The 20,568-nt window shown below is 71.1% G+C and carries 13 protein-coding genes; 6 read left to right on the forward strand and 7 right to left on the reverse strand.

Annotation, left to right across the window (positions count from 1 at the left end; translation table 11 throughout):
- Positions 1-28: 28 nt before the first annotated feature.
- Positions 29-1,222, forward strand: coding sequence for a N(5)-(carboxyethyl)ornithine synthase (locus OG718_RS13595; RefSeq protein ID WP_328844244.1), 1,194 nt, complete (start codon positions 29-31; stop codon positions 1,220-1,222).
- A 44-nt stretch (positions 1,223-1,266) separates the two neighbouring features.
- Here the strand turns inward: OG718_RS13595 and OG718_RS13600 are convergent, their stop codons facing one another.
- Together OG718_RS13600 and OG718_RS13605 are read right to left on the reverse strand one after the other, a co-directional pair.
- The gene (locus OG718_RS13600; RefSeq protein WP_143640832.1) at positions 1,267-2,478 is read right to left on the reverse strand and encodes an LCP family protein; all 1,212 of its coding nucleotides are present in this window, start codon (positions 2,476-2,478) and stop codon (positions 1,267-1,269) included.
- A gap of 29 nt (positions 2,479-2,507) precedes the next feature.
- Entirely contained in the window at positions 2,508-4,514 is a 2,007-nt protein-coding gene (locus OG718_RS13605) for a glycosyltransferase (RefSeq protein WP_328847753.1), read from the reverse strand.
- Positions 4,515-5,001: 487 nt separating this feature from the next.
- On the opposite strand from OG718_RS13605, the gene OG718_RS13610 reads away from it, so the two are divergent.
- Positions 5,002-6,381, forward strand: a complete 1,380-nt coding sequence (locus tag OG718_RS13610; RefSeq protein WP_443055028.1) for an SWIM zinc finger family protein — start codon at positions 5,002-5,004, stop codon at positions 6,379-6,381.
- A complete protein-coding gene (locus tag OG718_RS13615; protein WP_328844245.1) occupies positions 6,321-9,071 on the forward strand; it encodes a DUF7824 domain-containing protein in 2,751 nt (916 codons plus the stop codon). The genes OG718_RS13610 and OG718_RS13615 overlap by 61 nt, the downstream gene beginning before the upstream one ends.
- Before the next feature lie 177 nt (positions 9,072-9,248).
- Here OG718_RS13615 and fusA read toward each other — a convergent pair whose 3' ends face one another.
- Positions 9,249-11,426 carry an elongation factor G gene (fusA, locus tag OG718_RS13620; protein ID WP_328844246.1) on the reverse strand — a complete coding sequence of 726 codons (2,178 nt, stop codon included), beginning with the start codon at positions 11,424-11,426 and terminating at the stop codon, positions 9,249-9,251.
- 648 nt (positions 11,427-12,074) lie between these two features.
- Here fusA and OG718_RS13625 point away from each other — a divergent pair.
- Together OG718_RS13625 and OG718_RS13630 are read left to right on the forward strand one after the other, a co-directional pair.
- Complete coding sequence (locus tag OG718_RS13625; protein ID WP_328847755.1) at positions 12,075-15,005, forward strand: glycosyl hydrolase 115 family protein; 2,931 nt, start codon at positions 12,075-12,077, stop codon at positions 15,003-15,005.
- A 184-nt stretch (positions 15,006-15,189) separates the two neighbouring features.
- Positions 15,190-16,476, forward strand: coding sequence for a vanadium-dependent haloperoxidase (locus OG718_RS13630; protein ID WP_328844247.1), 1,287 nt, complete (start codon positions 15,190-15,192; stop codon positions 16,474-16,476).
- Between the two features lie 57 nt (positions 16,477-16,533).
- On the opposite strand, the gene OG718_RS13635 is transcribed toward OG718_RS13630, so the two are convergent.
- The gene (locus OG718_RS13635) at positions 16,534-17,367 is read right to left on the reverse strand and encodes a DUF429 domain-containing protein (RefSeq protein ID WP_143640836.1); all 834 of its coding nucleotides are present in this window, start codon (positions 17,365-17,367) and stop codon (positions 16,534-16,536) included.
- Between the two features lie 48 nt (positions 17,368-17,415).
- Positions 17,416-17,838: a PPOX class F420-dependent oxidoreductase gene (locus OG718_RS13640; RefSeq protein ID WP_328844248.1), complete on the reverse strand. Its 423-nt coding sequence runs from the start codon at positions 17,836-17,838 to the stop codon at positions 17,416-17,418.
- Between the two features lie 248 nt (positions 17,839-18,086).
- Here OG718_RS13640 and OG718_RS13645 point away from each other — a divergent pair, with 248 nt between their 5' ends.
- On the forward strand, positions 18,087-18,449 hold the full coding sequence (locus tag OG718_RS13645) for a DUF952 domain-containing protein (RefSeq protein ID WP_328844249.1): 363 nt from the start codon (positions 18,087-18,089) through the stop codon (positions 18,447-18,449).
- Positions 18,450-18,470: 21 nt separating this feature from the next.
- Here the strand turns inward: OG718_RS13645 and OG718_RS13650 are convergent, their stop codons facing one another.
- Both OG718_RS13650 and OG718_RS13655 read right to left on the reverse strand, forming a co-directional pair.
- A complete protein-coding gene (locus OG718_RS13650; RefSeq protein WP_143640839.1) occupies positions 18,471-19,508 on the reverse strand; it encodes a Gfo/Idh/MocA family oxidoreductase in 1,038 nt (345 codons plus the stop codon).
- A 117-nt stretch (positions 19,509-19,625) separates the two neighbouring features.
- Entirely contained in the window at positions 19,626-20,408 is a 783-nt protein-coding gene (locus tag OG718_RS13655) for a TIM barrel protein (RefSeq protein ID WP_143640840.1), read from the reverse strand.
- Between the last annotated feature and the right edge of the window lie 160 nt (positions 20,409-20,568).

The following is a 20,568-nucleotide window of genomic DNA, read 5'->3' on the forward strand; positions in this document are numbered from 1 at the left end:
CACGAACGAAATGATGATGAGGAAGCGCATGAGCCTGCTGAGTCTCGGAGTACTCGCCTCCTCCCACAAGGAAAACGAGTTCCGCCTCCCCTTGCACCCGGCGCACCTCGGCCGGATCGCACCCGACGTACGCGAGAAGATCTTCCTCGAACAGGGCTACGGCGAGCGGTTCGGCGTCGCGGACGATGCGCTGCGGCCCCAGGTGGCGGGCCTGCTCTCCCGCGAGCAGCTCCTCGACGAGTGCGATGTGCTGCTGCTGCCCAAGCCCATGCACAAGGACGTCGCCGCGCTGCGCCAGGGACAGGTGCTGTGGGGATGGCCGCACTGCGTACAGGACGAGACCATGACCCAGCTCGGCATCGACCGCCAGCTGACCCTCATCGCCTGGGAGGCCATGAACCACTGGACGTCCACGGGCGCCTTCAGTGTCCATGTGTTCCACAAGAACAACGAGCTCGCGGGCTATTGCTCGGTGCTGCACGCCCTGCAGCTCGGCGGACTGACCGGCAGCTACGGACGTCGTATGCGCGCGGTGGTCATCAGCTTCGGCGCCACGGCGCGCGGAGCGGTCACGGGTCTTGGCGCCATGGGGGTCTCCGATGTCACGGTGCTCACCCAGCGCGCCGCGGCAGCGGTGGCCTCGCCGATGCCGTCCGTCGTGATGGGCCACTTCGAGGAGACGCCGGACGATCCCTCGCGTCTGCAGGCACTCACCGGGCTCGGCCCCGTGCCGCTCGCGGAGTACCTGGCCGGCTTCGACATCATCGTCAACTGCATCCGGCAGGACACCGACGCACCGCTGACGTTCGTCACCGACGAGGAGCTCGCCGTGTTCAAGCCGGGCACCTTCTTCGTCGACGTCTCCTGCGACGAGGGCATGGGCTTCACCTGGGCCCGCCCGACCACCTTCGGCGATCCGATGCCCACGGTCGGTCCCGGCTGCCACTACTACGGGGTGGACCACAGCCCGTCCCATCTGTGGAACTCGGCCACGTGGGAGATCAGTGAGGCGCTCCTGCCCTATCTGCGCAAGGTCATGAGCGGCCCCGCGGCATGGGACGCCGACGCCACGATCAGCAACGCCATCGAGATCCGCGACGGCGTCGTCATGAACCCGAAGATCCTCTCGTTCCAGCACCGGTCGGCCGACTTCCCCCACACCCGCGAGATGCCGGACCCGGTCCTCACCCCGGCGCTGCACCCCTCCGCACAGCCGGTCTGACGCATCTGAGGTCAGGCGGTCCGACGCGCCCCGGCCGGGCAGGGTCACTTCCCGGGCGGGAGCGTCACCGGCCGGTCGTCCCGCAGTTCCGCGAAGAGCTGCCGTGCCCGGCGGTCGTCCCATTTCACGGCGCTGCCCTTGGAGGTGGCGAAGCCCGGGTCGGAGACGGGCACGTTGATCTGCCTGCCGTTGCCCGCCGAGACGCTCTGCATCGCCTGGAACAGCGACATGAGGTCCCGTAGGCCCGTGTCCTTGTCGACCACGAGCGTGTCGAGGCCCGCGCCGAGTGTCGGGAAGGACCTGGTCGGGTTGAGGAGCGTGCCCGGGGTGACCGCCTTCTTGGCGAGCGCGGTCAGGAACTTCTGCTGGTTGCGGGTGCGGCCCAGGTCGCCCTCGGCCTCCTGCTTCCGCTGCCGGACGAACGCCAGGGCCTCGGAGCCGTCGAGGGTCTGGCAGCCCTGGCGCAGGTCCGCGCCGGACTTCTCGTCCTTGACGGCGCGCTCCAGGCACATGTCCACACCGCCGACCGCGTCCACCACCCCGACGAAGCCCGCGAAGCCGATCTCCGCGTAGTGGTCGATGTGCAGCCCGGTGTTGCGTTCCACGGCCCGCACGAGCAGGTCGGGGCCGCCCAGCGAGAACGCGGCGTTCAGCTTGTTCGGCTCGGCGGAGAAGTTCTTGCCCGTGTCGGGGCGTATGTACGGCGGAAGCGTCACCCACGAGTCGCGCGGCAGACTCATCATCGTGGTGCCGTTCGCGCCGGTGTGCAGCAGGATCATCGAGTCGGTGCGGCGGCCCTCCGCCGAGCCGGTACGCAGACTCTTCCTGGCCTGTTCGGACAGACCGGCGCGGCTGTCGGAGCCCACGATCAGGTAGTTGGTGCCCTTTCCCTCCTGCGGGCGGTCCGGCAGCGCACCGAGGTCGACCTCCTGGTCGAGCTTGGTGTCGGCCCACACGTACGTCCCGGCGGCGGACGCGACCAGTGCGACGACCAGGAGGATCGCGAGCCGTGTGACCTTGCGGCGCCGGGTGGGGGGCGGCTTGGGCGACCTGCCGCCTCCCTCGCCCCCCGGCGGCCGGCGTCCGTGCCCGGTGCGGCCCGGCGTGGCGGGTGAGGGCATGCCCGGCAGTGGTGCCGTACGCGTCGAGGGCGGGGACGCGTTGCCGCGTGCCACCCGGCCCGTGACGCCACTCGGCGGCCGAGTCGCACCACCGCTCCGGTCGTAGCCCACCGGCAGGTCGGTCCCTTCGCTCATCGGCCTGTCCAGTCCCTCACCACATGGGGTCATCTCGTCGGCACGCTCTTATACGGCGTGGGACCCTCGATCTGTTCAGCGGCGGTGCCGGAACGCTTCATGCGCTGCCACTTCAGCCGGCTGCCGAGGAGCACGGCGACCACGGACTGGATGACGACCAGGTACATCAGCTGCCGGTAGACGACGAGTTGGAACGGCATCCACCACAGGGTCCGCACGCGCTCCCCGTCGAGCTTCAACGCGTAACCGGCGCAGACCAGTTGAACGCCCATGAAGCCGAACCACACCCCGGCCGACGTGAGCGGATCGAGGAACAGCACGCCGTACAGGGCGAACACGTCGATGACGGGCGCGAGCAGCGGCAGGGCGACCTGGAAGAGCGCGAGGTAGGTGAGTCCGCGCCGGCCGAAGCGTCCCGCGACGCCCATCTCCAGGACGGCACCGCGGTGTTTCCACATCGACTGGATCGTGCCGAAGCACCAGCGGTAGCGCTGACGCCACAACTGCCGCAGCGAGGTGGGTACTTCGGTCCAGGCGACGGCGGACTCCTCGTAGAGCACCCGCCAGCCCGACCGCCACAGGGCCATCGTGAGGTCGGTGTCCTCGGCGAGGGTGTCGTCGCTGACGCCGCCGACACCGATGAGCGCGTCCCGGCGGAACGCCCCGATGGCGCCGGGGACGGTGGTCATGCACTCCAGCACCTCGAACATCCGGCGGTCGAGGTTGAAGCCGAAGCAGTACTCCAGGTGCTGCCACTTGGCGAGCAGGCCCCGCCGGTTGCCGACCTTGGTGTTGCCGCTGACCGCGCCCACGGCGGGGTGCGCGAGCGGCTGGACCAGGTGGTGAATGGCGTCCGGTTCGAAGACGGTGTCGGCGTCGACCATGATCAGGATGTCGTGACTCGCGTGTCCCAGACCGGTGTTGAGCGCCGCGGCCTTGCCGCCGTTGGGCTTGCGGACCACCAGCACGCGCGGATCCCCGATGCCTTCGGCGAGTTCGGCCGTACGGTCCGTCGAGCCGTCGTCGATGACGACGATCTCCAACTGGGGGTAGTCGGAGGCCAGCAGGGAACGGACGGTGGACTCGATGCCGGCCTCTTCGTTGTAGGCGGGCACGAGCACCGTCACCGGTTCCGTGACCTCCCGCAGCCAGGGCGCACCGGGCCGGGAGCGTTCGAGCCTGCGGACATGCGCCCGGGCGAAGACGACGAGCAGCACCAGTCGCAGCACCCCGAGAGCCCCCGCGATGCCGAGCGTCCAGGTCATCGCGTTCGAGAACGCGCGTCCGAGGGTGGTGGCCCAGACGAGGGCGGTGCCGCGCCATCGCTCGACGGCCGAGACCGGCTCGTACGGGGCCAGCCGGAGGCCTGCCGAGACGGTGGTGAAGCGGTCGACGCCGGGGTTCTTGAGCAGCTTCGCCGTCTCCCGGTACGCGGTCGCCGTCTGGCTGAGCTGCCGGACCAGGCCCTGAGCCGGTTTCCGGGATCCCTTGTCGGCGGCGACGAGGACGTACCCCTGGGCGGCGGCGCGCCGCGCGGCGGTCCACTCGCGGCCGCAGAGGGTGTCGGGCGAGGTGGTCCGCGGCATCCGCAGCAGATTGGTGCGGATGCCGGTGGTGCCCGCCAACGCGGCCTGGGTCAGGTCGAGTTCGGCGGAGAAGCGGACGGACGACGCCTCGCCGAGGGCTCCCCCGGTGTAGGTGTTCGAGCCGATCTCGTGCCCCTCGGCGCGGATCCGCCGCACCAGGTCCGGATGGCGGGCCGCCTGGGAGCCGAAGAGGAAGAAGGTGGCGCGTGCCCGGTACTGTTTCAGCAGGTCGAGCAGGCGCGGGGTCCACACGGGGTCGGGGCCGCCGTCGAAGGTGAGCGCGACGGTGCGGGCGGGCATCGAACCGGTCTGTATCCCGTTGCCGTTGATCCCCACCACGGGTCCGCCGCCGGCCACGGCGTCGGGTGCGGGTGAGGTGCAGGCGGACCGCGTCGTCGCGGCGTCCACCTCGTGGTTGGTCCAGCCCTCGAAGAGCAGGGCCGCGAACATCGCGGGCAGGACGAGGATCAGTAACAGCCAGTGTGCGCGGGGGTCGCGGGACTGCTTGTGCCGAGCCTTCACGGGCCGTCGTCCCCCCTCTCGGCGGCTATGCGGTACGGCTCGTGCGTGGCGTGTTCGGCGTGCTCCCCGGACAGGTGGAGGCGTGTCCGGCCGCCTCGGGGGTCCGTGTGCCGGGTCGTTCTTCTCCAGCCGTGAACGTCGGCGCGCGATGCGCGAGGGGATGTCGTCTTCCACTGCCGGATGGGGCTGGCGCTACGCATGGGGCGCGAGTCTAGTCACAGCTTTGCGACTGCACGGCCGCAACAGCGAGCCTCACAGAAAAGCGGCGAATCCTGTCACCGTCGTGAGTGCGCGGCACCCGGTCCTCGTCAAGGGACCAGCGGGGAAGGCGTTCCCGGCCCATGACTGAGGTGACGGGCGGGTGCTCGTCGGTGGCGCGACCGCGCTTGTCGGTGCCCGGCTCTAACGTGGCCGCGTGACATCACTCATACACGCGTACACCTACTTACAGCCCTCGGCCGTGGGCGAGTCCACGGCCGGACGCACCCTCGCGCTGGCGACCTCGGGTGGCGCGACCCCGGCCGGCGAGGTGGCCAACCCGCGGTTCTTCCACGGGTTCCTGACCGCGCCGGCCGCCGCGGCGGCGGCGTTGCTGACGGTCGCCGACGTGGCCGCGACCCGCTACTACCAGCCGGCGGCGGCCGCCTCGCTGGACCCGGTCGTGACGGCCGACGGAGACCGTCTGCGGATGGAGTCCTTCTCCGGCTGCTGCGGTGTGTACGCGCGCCTCGACGTGCTGGCGCCCGGCCTCGACGGTGACGACGTCGGCCACGGCACCACCAACGTCGACATCAACTCCCCGCTCCGCACGGCCCTCGCCCGGATCGGCGGGCTCGCCCCCCTCCGACTGACGGTCGGGCCGGATGAGTTGGAGGTCACGACCCTCGACGGACGGTTCGTGGAGAAGCAGGTTCCGCTGCCCGAACGCTGGTTGCGAGGCTTCGCCGAGGCCCAGGTGCTCGCGGCGGGCTTCACCCCGCGTGCGGAGATCCCGGCGACGGAGGCGTCCGCCTTCCTGCGGACACTGTCGCGGCCCACGCTCCGGTCCAGTGCCCGTACGACGCGCTGGGTGGTACCCGTGGGCGGCCGCACCCTGCGCCCCGCGAGCAGGCCGTCGCCCGATGCCATTTGCCTGCCGGGCCCCGAACGGCTCCTGGCGCTCCAGCAGGTACTGCGACACGCGACGGCCGTGCGGGTGTACGCCCCGGTCGACGCGGGGTCCGATGCGGCGGCCGTGGTCTGGGAGGTCCAACTGCCCGGCATGCGGCTGACGTTGATGCTCTCCCAGAACGCCTCGCGGGGGTTCTCCGGCGAGGGCGGCGTACTGCACGATCTCGCGACGGGAACGGCGGCGGACGACGCGGACCTGGTCTCGGCGCTGCTGGCCTGGGAGCCGAGGATCGACGTGGCCGAACTGTCCCGGCGGGCCGGCCTGCCCGCCGAGCGGGTGCGCGCCGCACTGACGGTGCTGGGGACCTCCGGACAGATCGGCTACGACCTCGCGGAGGAGGCTCACTTCCACCGGCACCTGCCGTTCTCTGCGGGCGGTGCGGAGGCACGCAATCCCCGGCTGCGCGGTGCGCGGGCGCTGGTCGCGGAGGGAGCGGTCCGCCTCGACGGTGACTTGGCACGGGTCGGGAAGGGCGATCACGTCCATGTGGTCCGCGCCGATGACGCGGGACGGCTGAGCTGCACCTGCCTGTGGTGGGCGAAGTACCGGGGAGGACGCGGCCCGTGCAGGCACGCGCTCGCGGTGAGCATGGTCAGGGACACGACGACGAAGGCGGCACGATGAAGCTGGTCGAGCTTGTGGAAGCCGGCGACGTCGCCGGAGTGGTACGGGAACTGGGCGCGCTGACGCCTGATCAGCGGGCGGCGTGCGCCGCCGAGTTGACAGCCTTCTTCGAGGTCGTCGCCCGGCGTGAGAACACGGAGGAGGAGAGGATCGCCCTGTGCGCCGCCCGACTGGGGTGTCAGGTCACCCCCGAGGCCATGGCGGTCTGGATCCGGTCGCACGCGTACTTCACGATGGACGCCTGGACGGTGGACCTCCTGAACCTGTACCCCGTCGCATGGCGGGCCGAGTTGGCCGCGCACCTCGGCGAACGGGCGACGAACGCCGGCGCGGTGTTCGCGGTCACCGAGCACCTCGTCCGCGACACCGGCTGTCCGCTGCCGGCCTCGCACGAGTTCGTCCTGGCGTGGCTGTACGACCGCGCCGACGGCTGGGAGCGGCGCCCGCGGGTGCTGGGCGGAGCACCGGGTGCCGACTTCCTGGAGCGGCTGCGCGCGGACGACTTCACTCCGAAGCTCCTCCCGCTTGCCGTGGCCCGACCGGGGCGCCTCGTCTTCGCCTGGCACACGTCGGAACGGCCGCTGGAAGCGCTCATCGGCCTCGCTGCCGAAGGCGTCGTGGACCGTGGCGAGCTGATCCACAACGTCTTCGCGGACATGGTCGGCGATCCGCCGCACGGGAAGCAGGCGGTGGTCGCGCTGGAAGCACTCGCGCTCACCCCTGCGGAACACGCCGGGGTGGCCCGCGAACGCGCCGCGATGGTCGACCATCTTCTCGGGCGTCTCCTCGAAGACGGTACGCGCATGGAGATCGCGCCCTTCATGATATTCCTGGGGGCCCTGGCCTCCACACCGGCCGAGAAGGCGCTCGCGGTGAGGGGATACCTGGCGCTGCTCGACCGGTCGTTGCCGGTGGCCACCTACGCGCAGGAGGTCCTGACCGAGCTGGACGAGGCGGGGTTGCTGGAGCCCGAGTTGCTCACCGAGGCGTGCGAACGGGTCCTGCTGCGCCCGGAGAAGAAACTGGTGCGCGCCCAACTCGGTTGGCTCGGCCGGGTGGCGCGACGGGATCCGGCACGGGCGGGCCGCGCCCTGGTAGACGCGGCTATGACGTTCGGCCACCGGGAGATGACACTCCAGGAGCAGGCGCTCAAGCTGGTCGTGAAACATCTCAAGGCCGCCGACGACTCGGTGCTGCAGGAGCTGCGGACGGCCGCCGAACAGCTCAGCCCTGGGCTGTCCGCGCGAGCCGCCGAACTGCTCGGCACGGCCCGGCTGCCCGGCACACCGCAGGACGCCGTCGCCGAACAGCCGTACGCCGACGTACTGCCCGCCGTGCCCGAGCCCCGCCCGGTGCCGGGCCCCATCGCGACGGCCGTCGAGGTGGCGCAGGAGGTCGCGGCTGTCGTCGCGAACGACCAGGACGTGGTGGCGTTCGAGCGCGCCCTGGACGGACTGGTCCGGCACGCCCACCTCGACCGGACCGCACTGGCCGAGGCGCTGAAGCCGGTCATGCGCAGGGAACCGAAGAGCAAGGTCGACTGGGTGCAGTCCGACCTCTACGACGTGGCGGGGGCGGTGCGGGGCGACGAGCCGAGGCGTCGGGCCGTCATGATGCACCGGGCTGTCCACATCAGCCGGACCACCCCGAGCCGCAGTTACTCGCTGGCCGGCTCGATGCTCGCGGCACGTCTGGCCGAGGCGATGGACGTCATCGGGTCCGGCACCCAGCCGTTCCTGCTGGCCGTGCCGACCCTGGCCACCGGCGCGCTGGACGCCGCCGTACTGGTGGAGCGGGTCTCGGCGCTCGACGAACTCGGCGTCACCCCCGCGCCCGTCGACCTGGCACAGGCTCTGCTGCGGGTGACCCCGACATCGGACCAACAGGTGCTGCGCGCGGCGGAGAAGCTCGGTTCCGACGCCGGACAGCGGCTGGCGCGCTGGCTGCGCGAGGGCGGCCCGGCACACCAGGACTCGGAGCCGAAGGGGTGGCCCCACTGCAAGCCGCCGAAGCCCGCGTCGCAGGGGTGGTGGACACCCGCACGCCCCGGAGTCGTCATGGATCCCCCGCTCCCGCAGGTCGCCGCGTCCCTGATCGGGCCGTATGTCGGGAACTCGGGCCTGGCCGACCCGATGGCACCCTTCTGGGTGGCCCAACTGCCGCATCACCGCGAGGAGTTGATGGCACGCGACTACTTCGAGCCGCGCATGTCCCAGCAGGGGTGGCCCCGCAACCTGCCGTTCGTCGTGGAGTCCGGTGGTCCGGCGGGTTACTCGGTGCACCTCGCGCTCGCGTTCGGACTGATCTGGCAGATGGACGGCGACGCGGTGGTGGACGCCGTGCTGGTACTCGCCGCACGGAAGCAGCTGGACACAGACCTGCTCGGGCGGCAGTTGGAGGCGCTGCTGAACCACGGGTGGGCCTTCGCGGACAAGGCCGGCGGCTCGCTGCGGGCCGTCGCCGAGACAGGTGCGTACGCCACCGTGTGGTCCGTACTCGAAGCCGCCCTGCCCGGTCTGCTGGGCGACGCCCCGGTCCGGGGCGCGGCGGTCGTGCTCGCCCTCGCCGTCGAGTGCGCTTCGCGGTGCGGGGCCAAGGGAGAGATCGCCGAGGTCACGGCGCTGGCCGACCGCAAGGGATCGAGCCAGGCGGTGAAGAACGCCAGGTTGCTGCGCGACGCGTTGCGCTGATGACGCGTCGCGCCGACGGAGACGCCGATACGCCCGCCGGGTCCGGCTGATCCGCTGGAGCCGCCGGAGCCGCCGGAGCCGCCGGAGCCGCCGGAGCGACGGTCCCGCCCGCGTATGGGCAGGACCGTCATTGCGGGCGGGCCCGTCACCGCGCGCGGGACGGGACCTCAGCTCCGGCTACCGGCCAGGTGTCCCGTCGGACGCCGAGCTCGGTGCCGAAGCCGAAGCCGAAGCCGAAGCCGCCGCCGACACCGATGCCGGAGCCGGGGCGTAACCGGTCGGCCGGGTGGTGAAGACTCCCCGGCCCTGCGTCCGGCTGCGCAGCCGGGTCGCGTAGCCGAACAGCTCGGCCAGCGGCACGGTGGCGGTGATCACCGCCGTGCCCGCTCCCGTGCCCGCTCCCCCGCGCGTGGTCGAGTCGGTGACCCGTCCGCGCCGCGCAGCCAGATCGCCGAGCACCCCGCCCACGAAGTCCTCGGGCACGGTGACGGTGACCTCGACCACCGGTTCCAGGAGGACCATCGCGCAGGCGCGCAGTGCCTCCCGGAGCGCCTGCCGTCCGGCCGTCCGGAACGCCATCTCCGAAGAGTCCTTCGAATGGGTCGCGCCGTCGGTCAGGACCACACGCAGCCCGGTCACCGGATGACCGCCGAGCGGCCCTTCACCCAGCGCGTCCCGGCAACCGGCCTCCACCGCCCGCACGTACTCCTGCGGTACCCGTCCGCCGACGACGACCGACCGGAACCCGAAGCCCGTCGCACTGTCACCGGCCGCGTCCGAGGAGCCCGGCAGCGGTTCCACGTCGAGGACGACATGCGCGAACTGCCCCGCGCCACCGTCCTGTTTGACGTGCCGGTGGACGTGTCCGGTGACCCCGCGTACGACCGTCTCGCGGTACGCCACCTTCGGCCGGCCGACCCGGACGTCCAGCCCGTGGGCGCGCCGGATCTTCTCCACCGCCACCTCCAGATGCAGTTCGCCCATGCCGGACAGCAGTGTCTGTCCGGTTTCGGGGTCGGTCCGGACGACCAGCGAGGGGTCCTCCTCGACCAGTCGTGTCAACGCCGACACCAGGCGGTCCGTGTCCGTGCGGGCACGGGCCTCGACCGCCACGGAGACGACCGGTTCGGCCGTGGTCGGCGGTTCGAGGACCAGCGGAGCCCCGGGCGCGCACAGGGTCGCACCGGCGCGGGCGGTCTTCAGCCCGACCACCGCGACGATGTCCCCGGCCACCGCCCGGTCCAACTGGGCGTGCCGGTCGGCCTGGACGCGCAGGATCCGCCCGATCCGCTCGGTGCGCGGCGCGCCGGCGTCCCACACGGTCACGGTCTCTCCCTTCCGGATCGTTCCCGAGTACACACGCAGACAGGTCAGCCGCCCGGTGGGGGTGGCGTTCACCTTGAACGCCAGTGCCGCGAACGGCGCCGCGGGGTCGGCGGTCCGCTCCTCCTCCCCGCCGTCCCGGCCATGGACACCGCGCACGGCTGGTACGTCCAACGGTGAGGGCAGATAGGCCACCACGGCGTCCAGCAGCGGCTCGATCCCCCGGTTGCGGTAGGCAGAGCCGCACAGCACGACCACGCCGTCACCGGTACGGGTCAGGTCGCGCAGCGCGCCTTCGAGGGTCCGCGCGGAGACGGCGGACTCCGCGCAGAACTCCTCCAGCGCGCCGGGATGGAGTTCGGCAACCGCTTCTTCCAGCACCCGGCGCCGCCGCCGGGCCTCGTCCGCCAGAGCGTCGGGTACGGGCCTCTCCTCGACCGAGTCACGGCCGTCGGCCCAGACCAGCGCCCGCATACGCAGCAGGTCGACGACCCCGCCGAATCCGTCCTCGGCGCCGATCGGCAGCTGCACGACCAGCGGGGCCGGGTGCAGCCGCTGGCGGATCGACTCGACCGCCGCGTCGAGGTCGGCACCGGCCCGGTCCAGCTTGTTGACGAAGGCGATGCGCGGAACCCCGTACCGGTCGGCCTGCCGCCATACGGACTCGCTCTGCGGCTCGACCCCCGCGACGGCGTCGAACACCGCGATCGCCCCGTCGAGCACCCGCAGCGAACGCGCGACCTCGTCGGAGAAGTCGACGTGTCCCGGAGTGTCGATGAGGTTGATCCGATGCCCGTCCCAGCCACAACTCACGGCCGCGGCGAAGATGGTGATCCCACGGTCGCGCTCCTGGGAATCGAAGTCCGTGACGGTCGTGCCGTCATGGACCTCGCCCCGCTTGTGCGTGGTCCCGGTGACATACAGGATCCGCTCGGTGACCGTGGTCTTCCCGGCGTCGACGTGGGCGAGGATGCCCAGATTACGGACGGCGGTCAGCGGGTTGACGGGATTTCGGTGAGGTTCGGTACGCACGGCCCGTGGCCTTTCAGGATGTTCCAGAAGGGGTCGGCGCAATTCCCGGACGAACGGGCCATGACCTGCGGCCCATGCCTGCCTACGGGCACGCCCGAACCCACGCGGCCGCAGACGGATACGCATGCGGGGCGGGGTAAGGGGCGTGCGGAGATCAGGAGTTCGTCAGGGCCATCCGGGGCCGGCCGCGCAGCCGGCACCGGACGCCCGAAGACACGAGGATCACCTCGTACCGCGACGGGGGAACAACAACAGCGGTGCGGTAACGCATGGCTGGGCTCCCCTTTGGTCACGGGGCGCACCGCGGTGGTGTGCGGCGCGCGTTGTGGGGCGAGTTTAGGGAACGGGGCGGGGGCGGGGCACCGGGTTTTTTCGACCGCCTTCCTTCTGCCTCGTTCATTCTCCGCCCTGCGGTCCAGGATCTGGACGCCTCCACCAGGCCTGACCTAGGGTGCACGGCAGTAAGCGCTTTCTGACATGGTCATGCCTAAGCGGAAAGGTAGCGCCCTCGTGCCGCACAACGAACCGGTGCGCAACGAACCGCCGCACCATGAACTGCCACACCATGAACTGCCGCACAACGAATCGCCGTACGACGAATCGCGGAGCCGGTCGCCCGCGTGGACCCGCAAGTCGTTCCTGCGCGGCATGGCGGCCGTCGGGGTGGCCCCTCTGCTCCCCGGATTGCTGCCCTCGCCCGCCCGGGCCGCCTCCGGTTCACCGGACCGCTCCGGCTTCGCGCTGGTGCGGAGCGGCGCTGCCGTCGACCTGTTCGTGGACCCGGCGGACGACCCCGCCGTGGTCCGTGCGACCGGCGACCTGCAGGCGGACGTGCAGCGGGTAGGCGGAGTGCGGCCGCAACTGCTGCGCACTCTGCCGGAGAAGGCCTCGCTGCTGGTCCTGGTGGGCACGATCGGTGCGAGCCCGGTCATCGACCGGCTCGTCGCGGACCGGCGGCTGGACGTCTCCCGGGTGAAGGGCCGCTGGGAGGCGTCGGTGACCCAGGTCGTCGACCGCCCTCTGCCCGGGGTGGAACGCGCCCTGGTGATCGCCGGGAGCGACCGGCGCGGAACCGTCTACGGGATCTACGACACCTCCGAGCGCATCGGGGTCTCGCCATGGCACTGGTGGGCCGACGTCCCGGTCGAACACCGCGACACCGTGACGGTCCCGGCGGGTCCCCTGAAGCGGTACGAGCCGTCCGTCCGCTACCGGGGCATCTTCGTCAACGACGAGCAGAACCTCACCACTTGGTCCCGCCGGACCCAGGAACCGGACAAGAACATCGGCCCCGGGACCTACCGGCACGTCTTCGAGCTGCTGCTCCGCCTGAAGGCCAACTACCTCTGGCCGGCCATGCATCCGTACTCCGACTTCTTCAACAAGCACCGGGAGAACCCCGAACTGGCCGACCACTACGGCATCGTTGTCGGCTCCAGCCATCCCGAGGCCATGCTGCGCAACGGGGTTCACGAGTGGGATCCCTGGGCCAAGGAGCATCCGGCCGCGGACGGCAGCCTTCCGGTGTACGACTACACGGTGAACCCCACCGTCATCTCCGACTACTGGCGAGCGCGGGCGCGGCAGAACGCCGGTTACGAGAGCAGCTGGACGCTGGGGATGCGCGGCCTGCACGACACCCCGCTGGAGACGCGGTACGCCACCACCGTTCCGGAGAAGGTCGTGGTGATGAACGGCATCATCGCGGACCAGCGCCGCCTCCTGGCCGAGGAGGTGGGCGCCGCCGCCGAACCGCAGATCTTCATCCCGTACAAGGAGGTCCTGGAGCTCTACAACGCGGGTGTCCAGGTGCCCGACGACGTCACGCTGATCTGGCCGGACGACAACCACGGCAACATGCGCCAGCTGCCCGACGAGGCGGAGCGGCGGCGCCCGGGCGGCAACGGCATCTACTACCACCTCTCCTACTGGGGACGCCCCAAGAGCTATCTGTGGCTGGACACCTCCCAACTCGCCAAGGTCTGGCAGGAGTTGAGACGGGTGTACGAGCACGGCGCCTACCGTATGTGGATCTTCAACGTGGGAGACATCAAGTCGATCGAGACCGGGCTGTCCTTCTCCATGGACATGGCCTGGGACGTGGACCGCCTGGGCGCCGACGACGTGGAGGACTTCCTCGTCGAGTGGGCCGGGCGGCAGTTCGGGCAGCGCCACGGCCGGGAGATCGCCGCGATCCGCACCGAGTACTACCGGCTCGTGGCGGAGCTGCGTCCGGAGTTCATCGCCCGCGGCCTGTTCTCCCTGATCCACCACGGTGACGAGGCCGGCCGCCGGATGGCCGCGTACGACCGACTCCTGGAGCGGACCCGCGCGCTCGGGGCCAAACTGCCCGACGCCTACCGCGACGCCTTCTACGAGCTGGTCGAATACCCGGTGCACGGCGCGTACTTGATGAACCTGAAGTTCTACTGGGCGGAACGCAACGCGCTCGCGATCCGCCAGGGGCGCGGGGCCGGGGTGAACCGCTTCGCGGACCTGTCCGACGCCACCCACGCCGCGGAGCAGGCGATCACCAGGCGCTACAACACCGAGGTGGCCGGCGGAAAATGGAACGGGATCGTCAACCCGTACCCCTCGCAGATTCCCCAGGCGCCGGGCCGCCCGAGTGTCACCCGGATCGCCCGGCAGGAGACATCGGGGCTGGGGGTGGCGGCCGAGGGCAACGAGACGGGGACCGGGCGGCCCCTGTCCTTCTCCTCGTACACCCGGGACCGGCGCTTCGTCGACGTGTTCAACACCGGCTTCCTCGCACTGGACTGGACCGCCGAGGCGAGCCACCCCTGGATCCGGCTGAGCGCCTCCGGCGGCGCCATGACCGAGCAGACGCGGGTGTGGGTGGAGATCGACTGGGAGCGGGTGCCCGAGGGCGCACACGACGCGAGGGTGACCTTCACCGGCGCCGGGAAGAGCTTCGACGTACCCCTGCGGGTGCTCAACGACGGGGAACGGGCTCGCGGTCGGGCCCGTGGCTTCGTCGAGGCCCATGGGTACGTCTCGATCGACGCCGCGCACTTCGAGCGCCGGGTGGCGCGCGGCGGAGCCCGTTGGCGGACGGTACGCGGACTCGGTCGCCGCAAGGCCGCCCTGGAGGCGGTGCCGTCGACGGCGGCCCCGATCACGGATCAACTCCCCACCCGTTCGCCGGAGTTGCGCTACCGAGTGCGCTTCACCTCCACCGGGGACTTCCGGGTCACCGTCTTCCGTCTCCCCTCCCTCGACGAACGCGGCCATCGCCGTGTTGCCGTCGCCCTCGACGACCAGCCGGTCACCGTCCTGTCGGGACAGGCGGTCGCCACCGGCAACCGCGGCGACGCCTGGGCCCGCAACGTCGAGGACGGCATCGAGAAACTGACCACCACCGTGACCGTCACCGAACCCGGCGAGCACGTCCTGAGGCTCTTCATGGTCGACCCCGCGATCGCCGTGGACCAACTCGTCATCGACACCGGCGGACTGCCCGCAAGCTACCTCGCACCACCGGAGAGCTACCACCGATCCTTCGACCCCGATCCGGTGTCGGGGCCGGGCTTGGAGGTGCCGGACGCGCTGGACCAGTAGGTACCGCCCGTCCGCACCGAACCGGTCCCCGACGGTCTCTTCGACCGTCGGGGGCCTGTCCGTCGCCGGTCCGTAAGGAACCTTGACGCGGGTCGGCGACGCGAGGAGATTGGCGTGACCGAGCCGATGGCGTAGCGGCAGATCCACCTCAAGGCCCCGCCGACCGGCTCCGGTTGGGGGCATCATGGCTGCCGGAACGCTCTTCCGACTGGCCGTCGGATTCGCCACGTCGATGGCGGTCACGACGTCGACCGCGCTGGTGGGCACCGCGCATGCGGATCCGCGCCCGGCCGCCGCGGATCCGGCGGTGATCACGGAGTGGAACGCCGTCGCGGTGCGGACGATCTTCACGGAGGCTCAGCAGGCGCCGCCGGTGGGGCAGTTGTACCTGGGCTTCGTCTCGATCGCCGTGCACGACGCGGTGGCGGCCGTCGACGGCAGGTACGCACCGTACGCGAAGCAGCCGCGCGCCCACCGGCACGCGTCTCCGCAGGCCGCCGCGGCGACGGCCGCCCACCAGGTCCTCAGCCACTACTTCCCGGCGTCCGAGCAGGCGCTCGGCTCCGACTACGCCGCGTCGCTCGCGAAGATCCCCGAAGGCGTCGGCAAGACACACGGCATCCGGGCGGGGAAGGCGGCCGCCGCCACCCTCGTACGGCTGCGTACGGGCGACGGCCGCAACGCCGACGTGACGCTGAACGTGACTCCCGCGCCCGGCGTGTGGCGTCCGACGCCGCCCGCGTTCGCGCCGATGGCCGTGCCCTGGCTCGGATTCGTACGGCCGCTGCTGCTCAAGTCGCCGACCCAGATCCGGCTCCCCGGCCCCGACGCCCTGAACAGCAAGGCGTACGCACGGGACGTCGCCGAGGTCGAGGCGACGGGCGCGGCTTCCGGCAGTACGCGGACACCCGCGCAGACCGAGACCGCCATGTTCTGGAACGACAACGTGCCCCGCCAGTACCAGACCGCGCTCCGGGACCTGGCCGCCCGTCGCCATCTCGGCATGGACGACAGCGCGCGGATGTTCGCCCTCCTCAACGCGACCGCCGCGGACTCGGCCATCGCCTGCTGGCGCGGCAAGTACGACGATGCCTACTGGCGGCCGGTCACGGCGATCCGGCTCGCCGACACCGACGGCAACCCGGCCACCACGCCCGACCCGGCGTGGAGCCCGCTGGTCGCGACGCCGCCCTATCCGGAGTACCCGAGCGGACATGCCTGTCTCACCGGCCCCATCACGGCCGGCCTCAGCCACCTGTTCGGGGCGCGTCACATCGACCTGACGGTGGACTCGGCCGTCACCGGCACGACCCGGCACTACACCACCGCGAACGCGCTGACCCAGGAGACGATGAACGCCAGGATCTGGCTGGGCTTCCACTTCCGCAAGGCGATGACCGACGGCAGCCAACTGGGCCGCGCGGTGACCCGTTGGTCGGTGGTGCGCTACTTCCAGCCCGTCGGCCGGTGACCGTTCGCGAACCTCGTCGTCGCCCCGCGCGAGCAGGCAACCCACTCTTCTCGCGGGTCAGTTCGGCCCGTCGCCCCTCCGCTGTTCCGGGCGGGCCGGGGCGATGATCGTGGGGGCGTGGCCGGGCGGTGCGAGGCTGTCCGTTCCGAGTACCTGGCAGCGTGCCAGGCCGTGCCGGGACCACAGTGCGGCCGTCCACGCGCAGAGCAGTGCGTCGATGAGGTCTTCGCGGTGTTTGTAGGGGGCGTCCCGCTCCGGTGAGGGCTCGGTCATGAGTTGCCGGGAGACCGGGTGGGAATCGAGGAGCAACGGCGGATCGGTCTCGGCGAGGCCCGCGAGACGCACGATCAGTTCGTCGCACGTGTCCGCCCGCGTCACCCGCCACCCCTGCGGCGGCCTCCGTCCCTGCCTCTTGTACCTGGGGCGTTCCTGGTCGTAGCCCAGCTCCGGGGCGCCGATCAGGGTCGTGTACGGATAGCACTCGGACATGACCAGCCCGTCGGTCGGGGGCCCGCCCCTGCCGTCGTCGTAGACCCAGCCGTCCTCCTGCAGGGCTGTCCGCAGGAGGACGCCGGCCTGGCGGGGAGAGGCCTGGTTGGTGCTGTTCGCGCTCACCTTCCAACGCCCGTACCGTCGGCCGACGTCACGCTCGCACGGCCGCTGGCCGGCCGGATTGTCGACGACCAGCGGCGCGTCGACGAAGAGCAGCGTCGATCCTTCGACGGCTGTCCTGGCAAGCCACTCCGTCGTCTCCTCGACCCCACGCGTCCAGCCGCAGTCGATCACCACGCCGCGACCGTCGATGGCGGCCACGCCGGTCTCGTTGGGCTTGGCACGCGCTCCGCCGTGTGCCCAGGCGAGGTCGATGCCGATGAACCGCTCCATCCCCATGCGTCGGTGGTACCAGAAACGGACTCCGTCGCGCAGGGCGGCCCCTGGCTAGCCCATCGGCTGGTTGCTGTCCCGGTGGCTGCCCCAGCCGTGCCAGCGGTCGATCTCGATCCACGCGCTGACCCTGCCGCGCTTCCGGCCCGAGTACTCGTGGCCCAGGTAGTGCGTGGCCAGCCGGTCGATGTCGGCCAGGCCCTCGTCGTCACGGATCTCGACGACACGGCCGATGATGGTCACATGGGTGTACCAGCCGGACTCGTCGAGCACCGTCAGGGTGACCCGCGGGTCGTTGCGGATGTGGTCGAGGCGCTTGCGGCCCTCGTCCATGTTGACCAGCACGCGCCCGTCGTCCCAGAGGTACCAGGTGGCCGCGGACACCGGCTGTCCGTCGGACCGGAGGGTGGCGATGACGGCGGGGTTGGGCTTCCTCAGCATGGCGACCACGGCCTCGGGAAGCGGCGGCTTCGACACGAACTCTCCCTTGCGTCATGGCTTCACGGTCTGCACGGCCCCGTACCCCGGGCACCGCGCCTCCAGCCATCGGCCACTGGCGTCCGGGCCCTGAAGCATGTCGGTCGATCCACGGGGCACTCCCCCCACGCTGCCACATCCCGGAGCCGAACCCGCGACGCCTCCCGGACCCACGTGGCGGAACCGGCTCGGGGGCCTCGGAAATGCCCATACGCCCATACGCCCGTCCGCCGTTGTATAACCGGCCCATGATCTACCACGCTGTGACGCTCGGTGACTGGACCGCCCGTCCCGACCAGCCGTACGCCCCCGCCTCCCTCGCGGAGGACGGTTTCGTCCACTGCTCCCCCGACGAGACGACCACGCTGGCCGTCGTCAACGCCTTCTACCGGGACGCGCCGAGGCCTTTGCTGGCGCTGCTCCTCGACGAGGACCGGCTCGCCGCGAGGTGCGAATGGGAGGCGGCGGATCCCACCCCGCCGCCGGGGGTCGACGAAGGTGTGCTGTTCCCCCACGTGTTCGGCCCCCTCAACCGCGACGCCGTCGAGCGCGTCCTGGAGATCCGGTGGGACGAGGAAGGCCGGGCGACAGGTCTGAAGGACCTGAACTGATGGACGTGAACTGGCGGGGCCTTACTCACCCTTGAGTTCCGCGATACCGACGGGCACGCCGGTGGTGACCGACCGGACGGCCGCGAGCGCGATGGACAGTGCGGCCCGGGCGTCCTCACCAGTGGCCGAGGGAGTGCGCCCGGCACGGACGCTGTCGGCGAAGTCGGCGAGTTCGGCGACGTACGCGTCGTGGAACAGGTCCTGGTCGTAGGTGACGCAGTCGGCGGCGGCGCCGTCCGGGCCGTACGAGGTGAGATGGGTGCGGCGGATGTCGCCCATGGTGAGCATTCCGGCGGAGCCGAAGACCTCTCCGCGCACGTCATAGCCGTACACGGCCTGGAAGTTGGCCTCGGCGGTGGCGAGGGCGCCGTTGTCGAACCGGATCGTGACCACAGCGGTGTCGAGCAGGCCGCGGTCCTTGAAGTCGGGGCGGACCAGGGCGTCGGCCCAGGCGAAGACCTCGACCGGTTCGGCACCCGGGTTGAGGAACCGCAGGGTGTCGAAGTCGTGGATGAGGGTCTCCAGGAAGATCGTCCACGGCGGGATGCGGGCCGGGTCGTTCAGCTTGGGGTCCCGGGTGAGGGAGCGCAGCAGTTGGGGCGTGCCGATGCCACCGGCGGCAATCTTGTCGTGGGCGGCGCGGAATCCGGGATCGTGGCGGCGGTTGAAGCCGACCTGGAGCAGCACGCCCGCGTCACGGGCCGCGGCGATGGCCCCGTCGGCCTCCGCGAGGGTGACGGCCATGGGCTTCTCACAGTAGACCGCCTTGCCCGCCCGGGCCGCGGCTACGACCAGGTCGGCGTGGGTGCGGGCCGGGGTGGAGATCACCACCGCCTCGATCCGCGGGTCGGCGAGGAGTTCGCCGATCTCGGTGTACGCCGTTGGAGAGCCGAGGTGGTCCGCGAGCCGGTCCGCCAGCTGGTTCGCGGCGCCCGGCGCCGGGTCGGCGACCGCGGCGAGGCGGACACCGGGGAGGCGGCGGGCGAGCGTCTCGGCGTGGAAGGAGCCCATCCGTCCGGCACCGATGAGGCCGACGGCGAGAGGCTGGTGTGTGGTCATCCGGGTTCTCCGTACGTCTGCGGGCGGGCGTTGGCGGGAAGGGGCCGTGTGGAATGCGGTGCCATGTGGAATGCGGCGTCGTGCGGAATTGCCGCGCCGTGTGCAATTGCGGCACCGTCAGGGCGTGAAGGCCGAGCGGAACCGCTCCAGAGCGAGGTCGCTGTCGGTGGAAGCCCATGCCTCCATGGCGACCGTGCCCTCGTAGCCGAGGTCCACGAGGGCACTCGCGACGGCCGGGTAGTTGATCTCCCCCGTCCCGGGCTCGCAGCGGCCGGGTACGTCGGCGACCTGGATCTCGCCGATCAGGCCGAGGCCGTGGGCCCGGCGGACCAGTTCGACGAGGTTCCCCTCGCCGATCTGCGCGTGGTAGAGGTCGAGGTTCATCCGCAGCCCGGGACGGTCCACGGCGCCGACCAGGGCCATAGTGTCGGCGGCCTTGGCGAACGGCACCCCGGGGTGGTCCACGGCGGTGTTGAGGTTCTCCAGGGTGAAGGTGATCCCCGCACTCTCGCCCAGCTCGGCGAGGCGGGTGAGCGTGCGGTGGGCGGCGATCCACATCTCCCCGGTGGGCTCGCCGGTCACCGGCACCACGGGCAGACCTTCGCCGTCCAGGCCGGTGCCGTGGAGGTTCAGCCGGGGGCAGACCAGCCGCTCGGCCGCCCGCACCGACTCCTCGGCGGTACGCAGGAGTTCGGCGGCCCCGTCCTCGTCGGTGAGGCTGCCGCGGATGTAACCGGTCATCGAGGAGAACTCGGCCGGGGTCCGGGCCAGGGCGTCGAGATCGTGCCGCGTCCAGTCCCAGATCTCGACCTGGAATCCGGCGTCGTGAACGCGCCGTGCCCGCTCGGGTATCGGCAGGTCCCGGAAGACCATCTCGGCACAGACCGCCAACGTGAACATTGCTGCTCGCCCTCTCTCGGTTCGCCACGGGATCCACCCGACTAGAACGTTCTAGAATCAGCCGGGAGCAGCAGTACGCCAGCCGCCGGGGCGCCGTGTCAAGCCCCGGGACGGCTCGGACCTAGAACGTTGCAGTACTCTCCGACCAGTGCGTTCACCC

Source organism: Streptomyces sp. NBC_00258 (genome assembly GCF_036182465.1).
GTDB lineage: Bacteria > Actinomycetota > Actinomycetes > Streptomycetales > Streptomycetaceae > Streptomyces.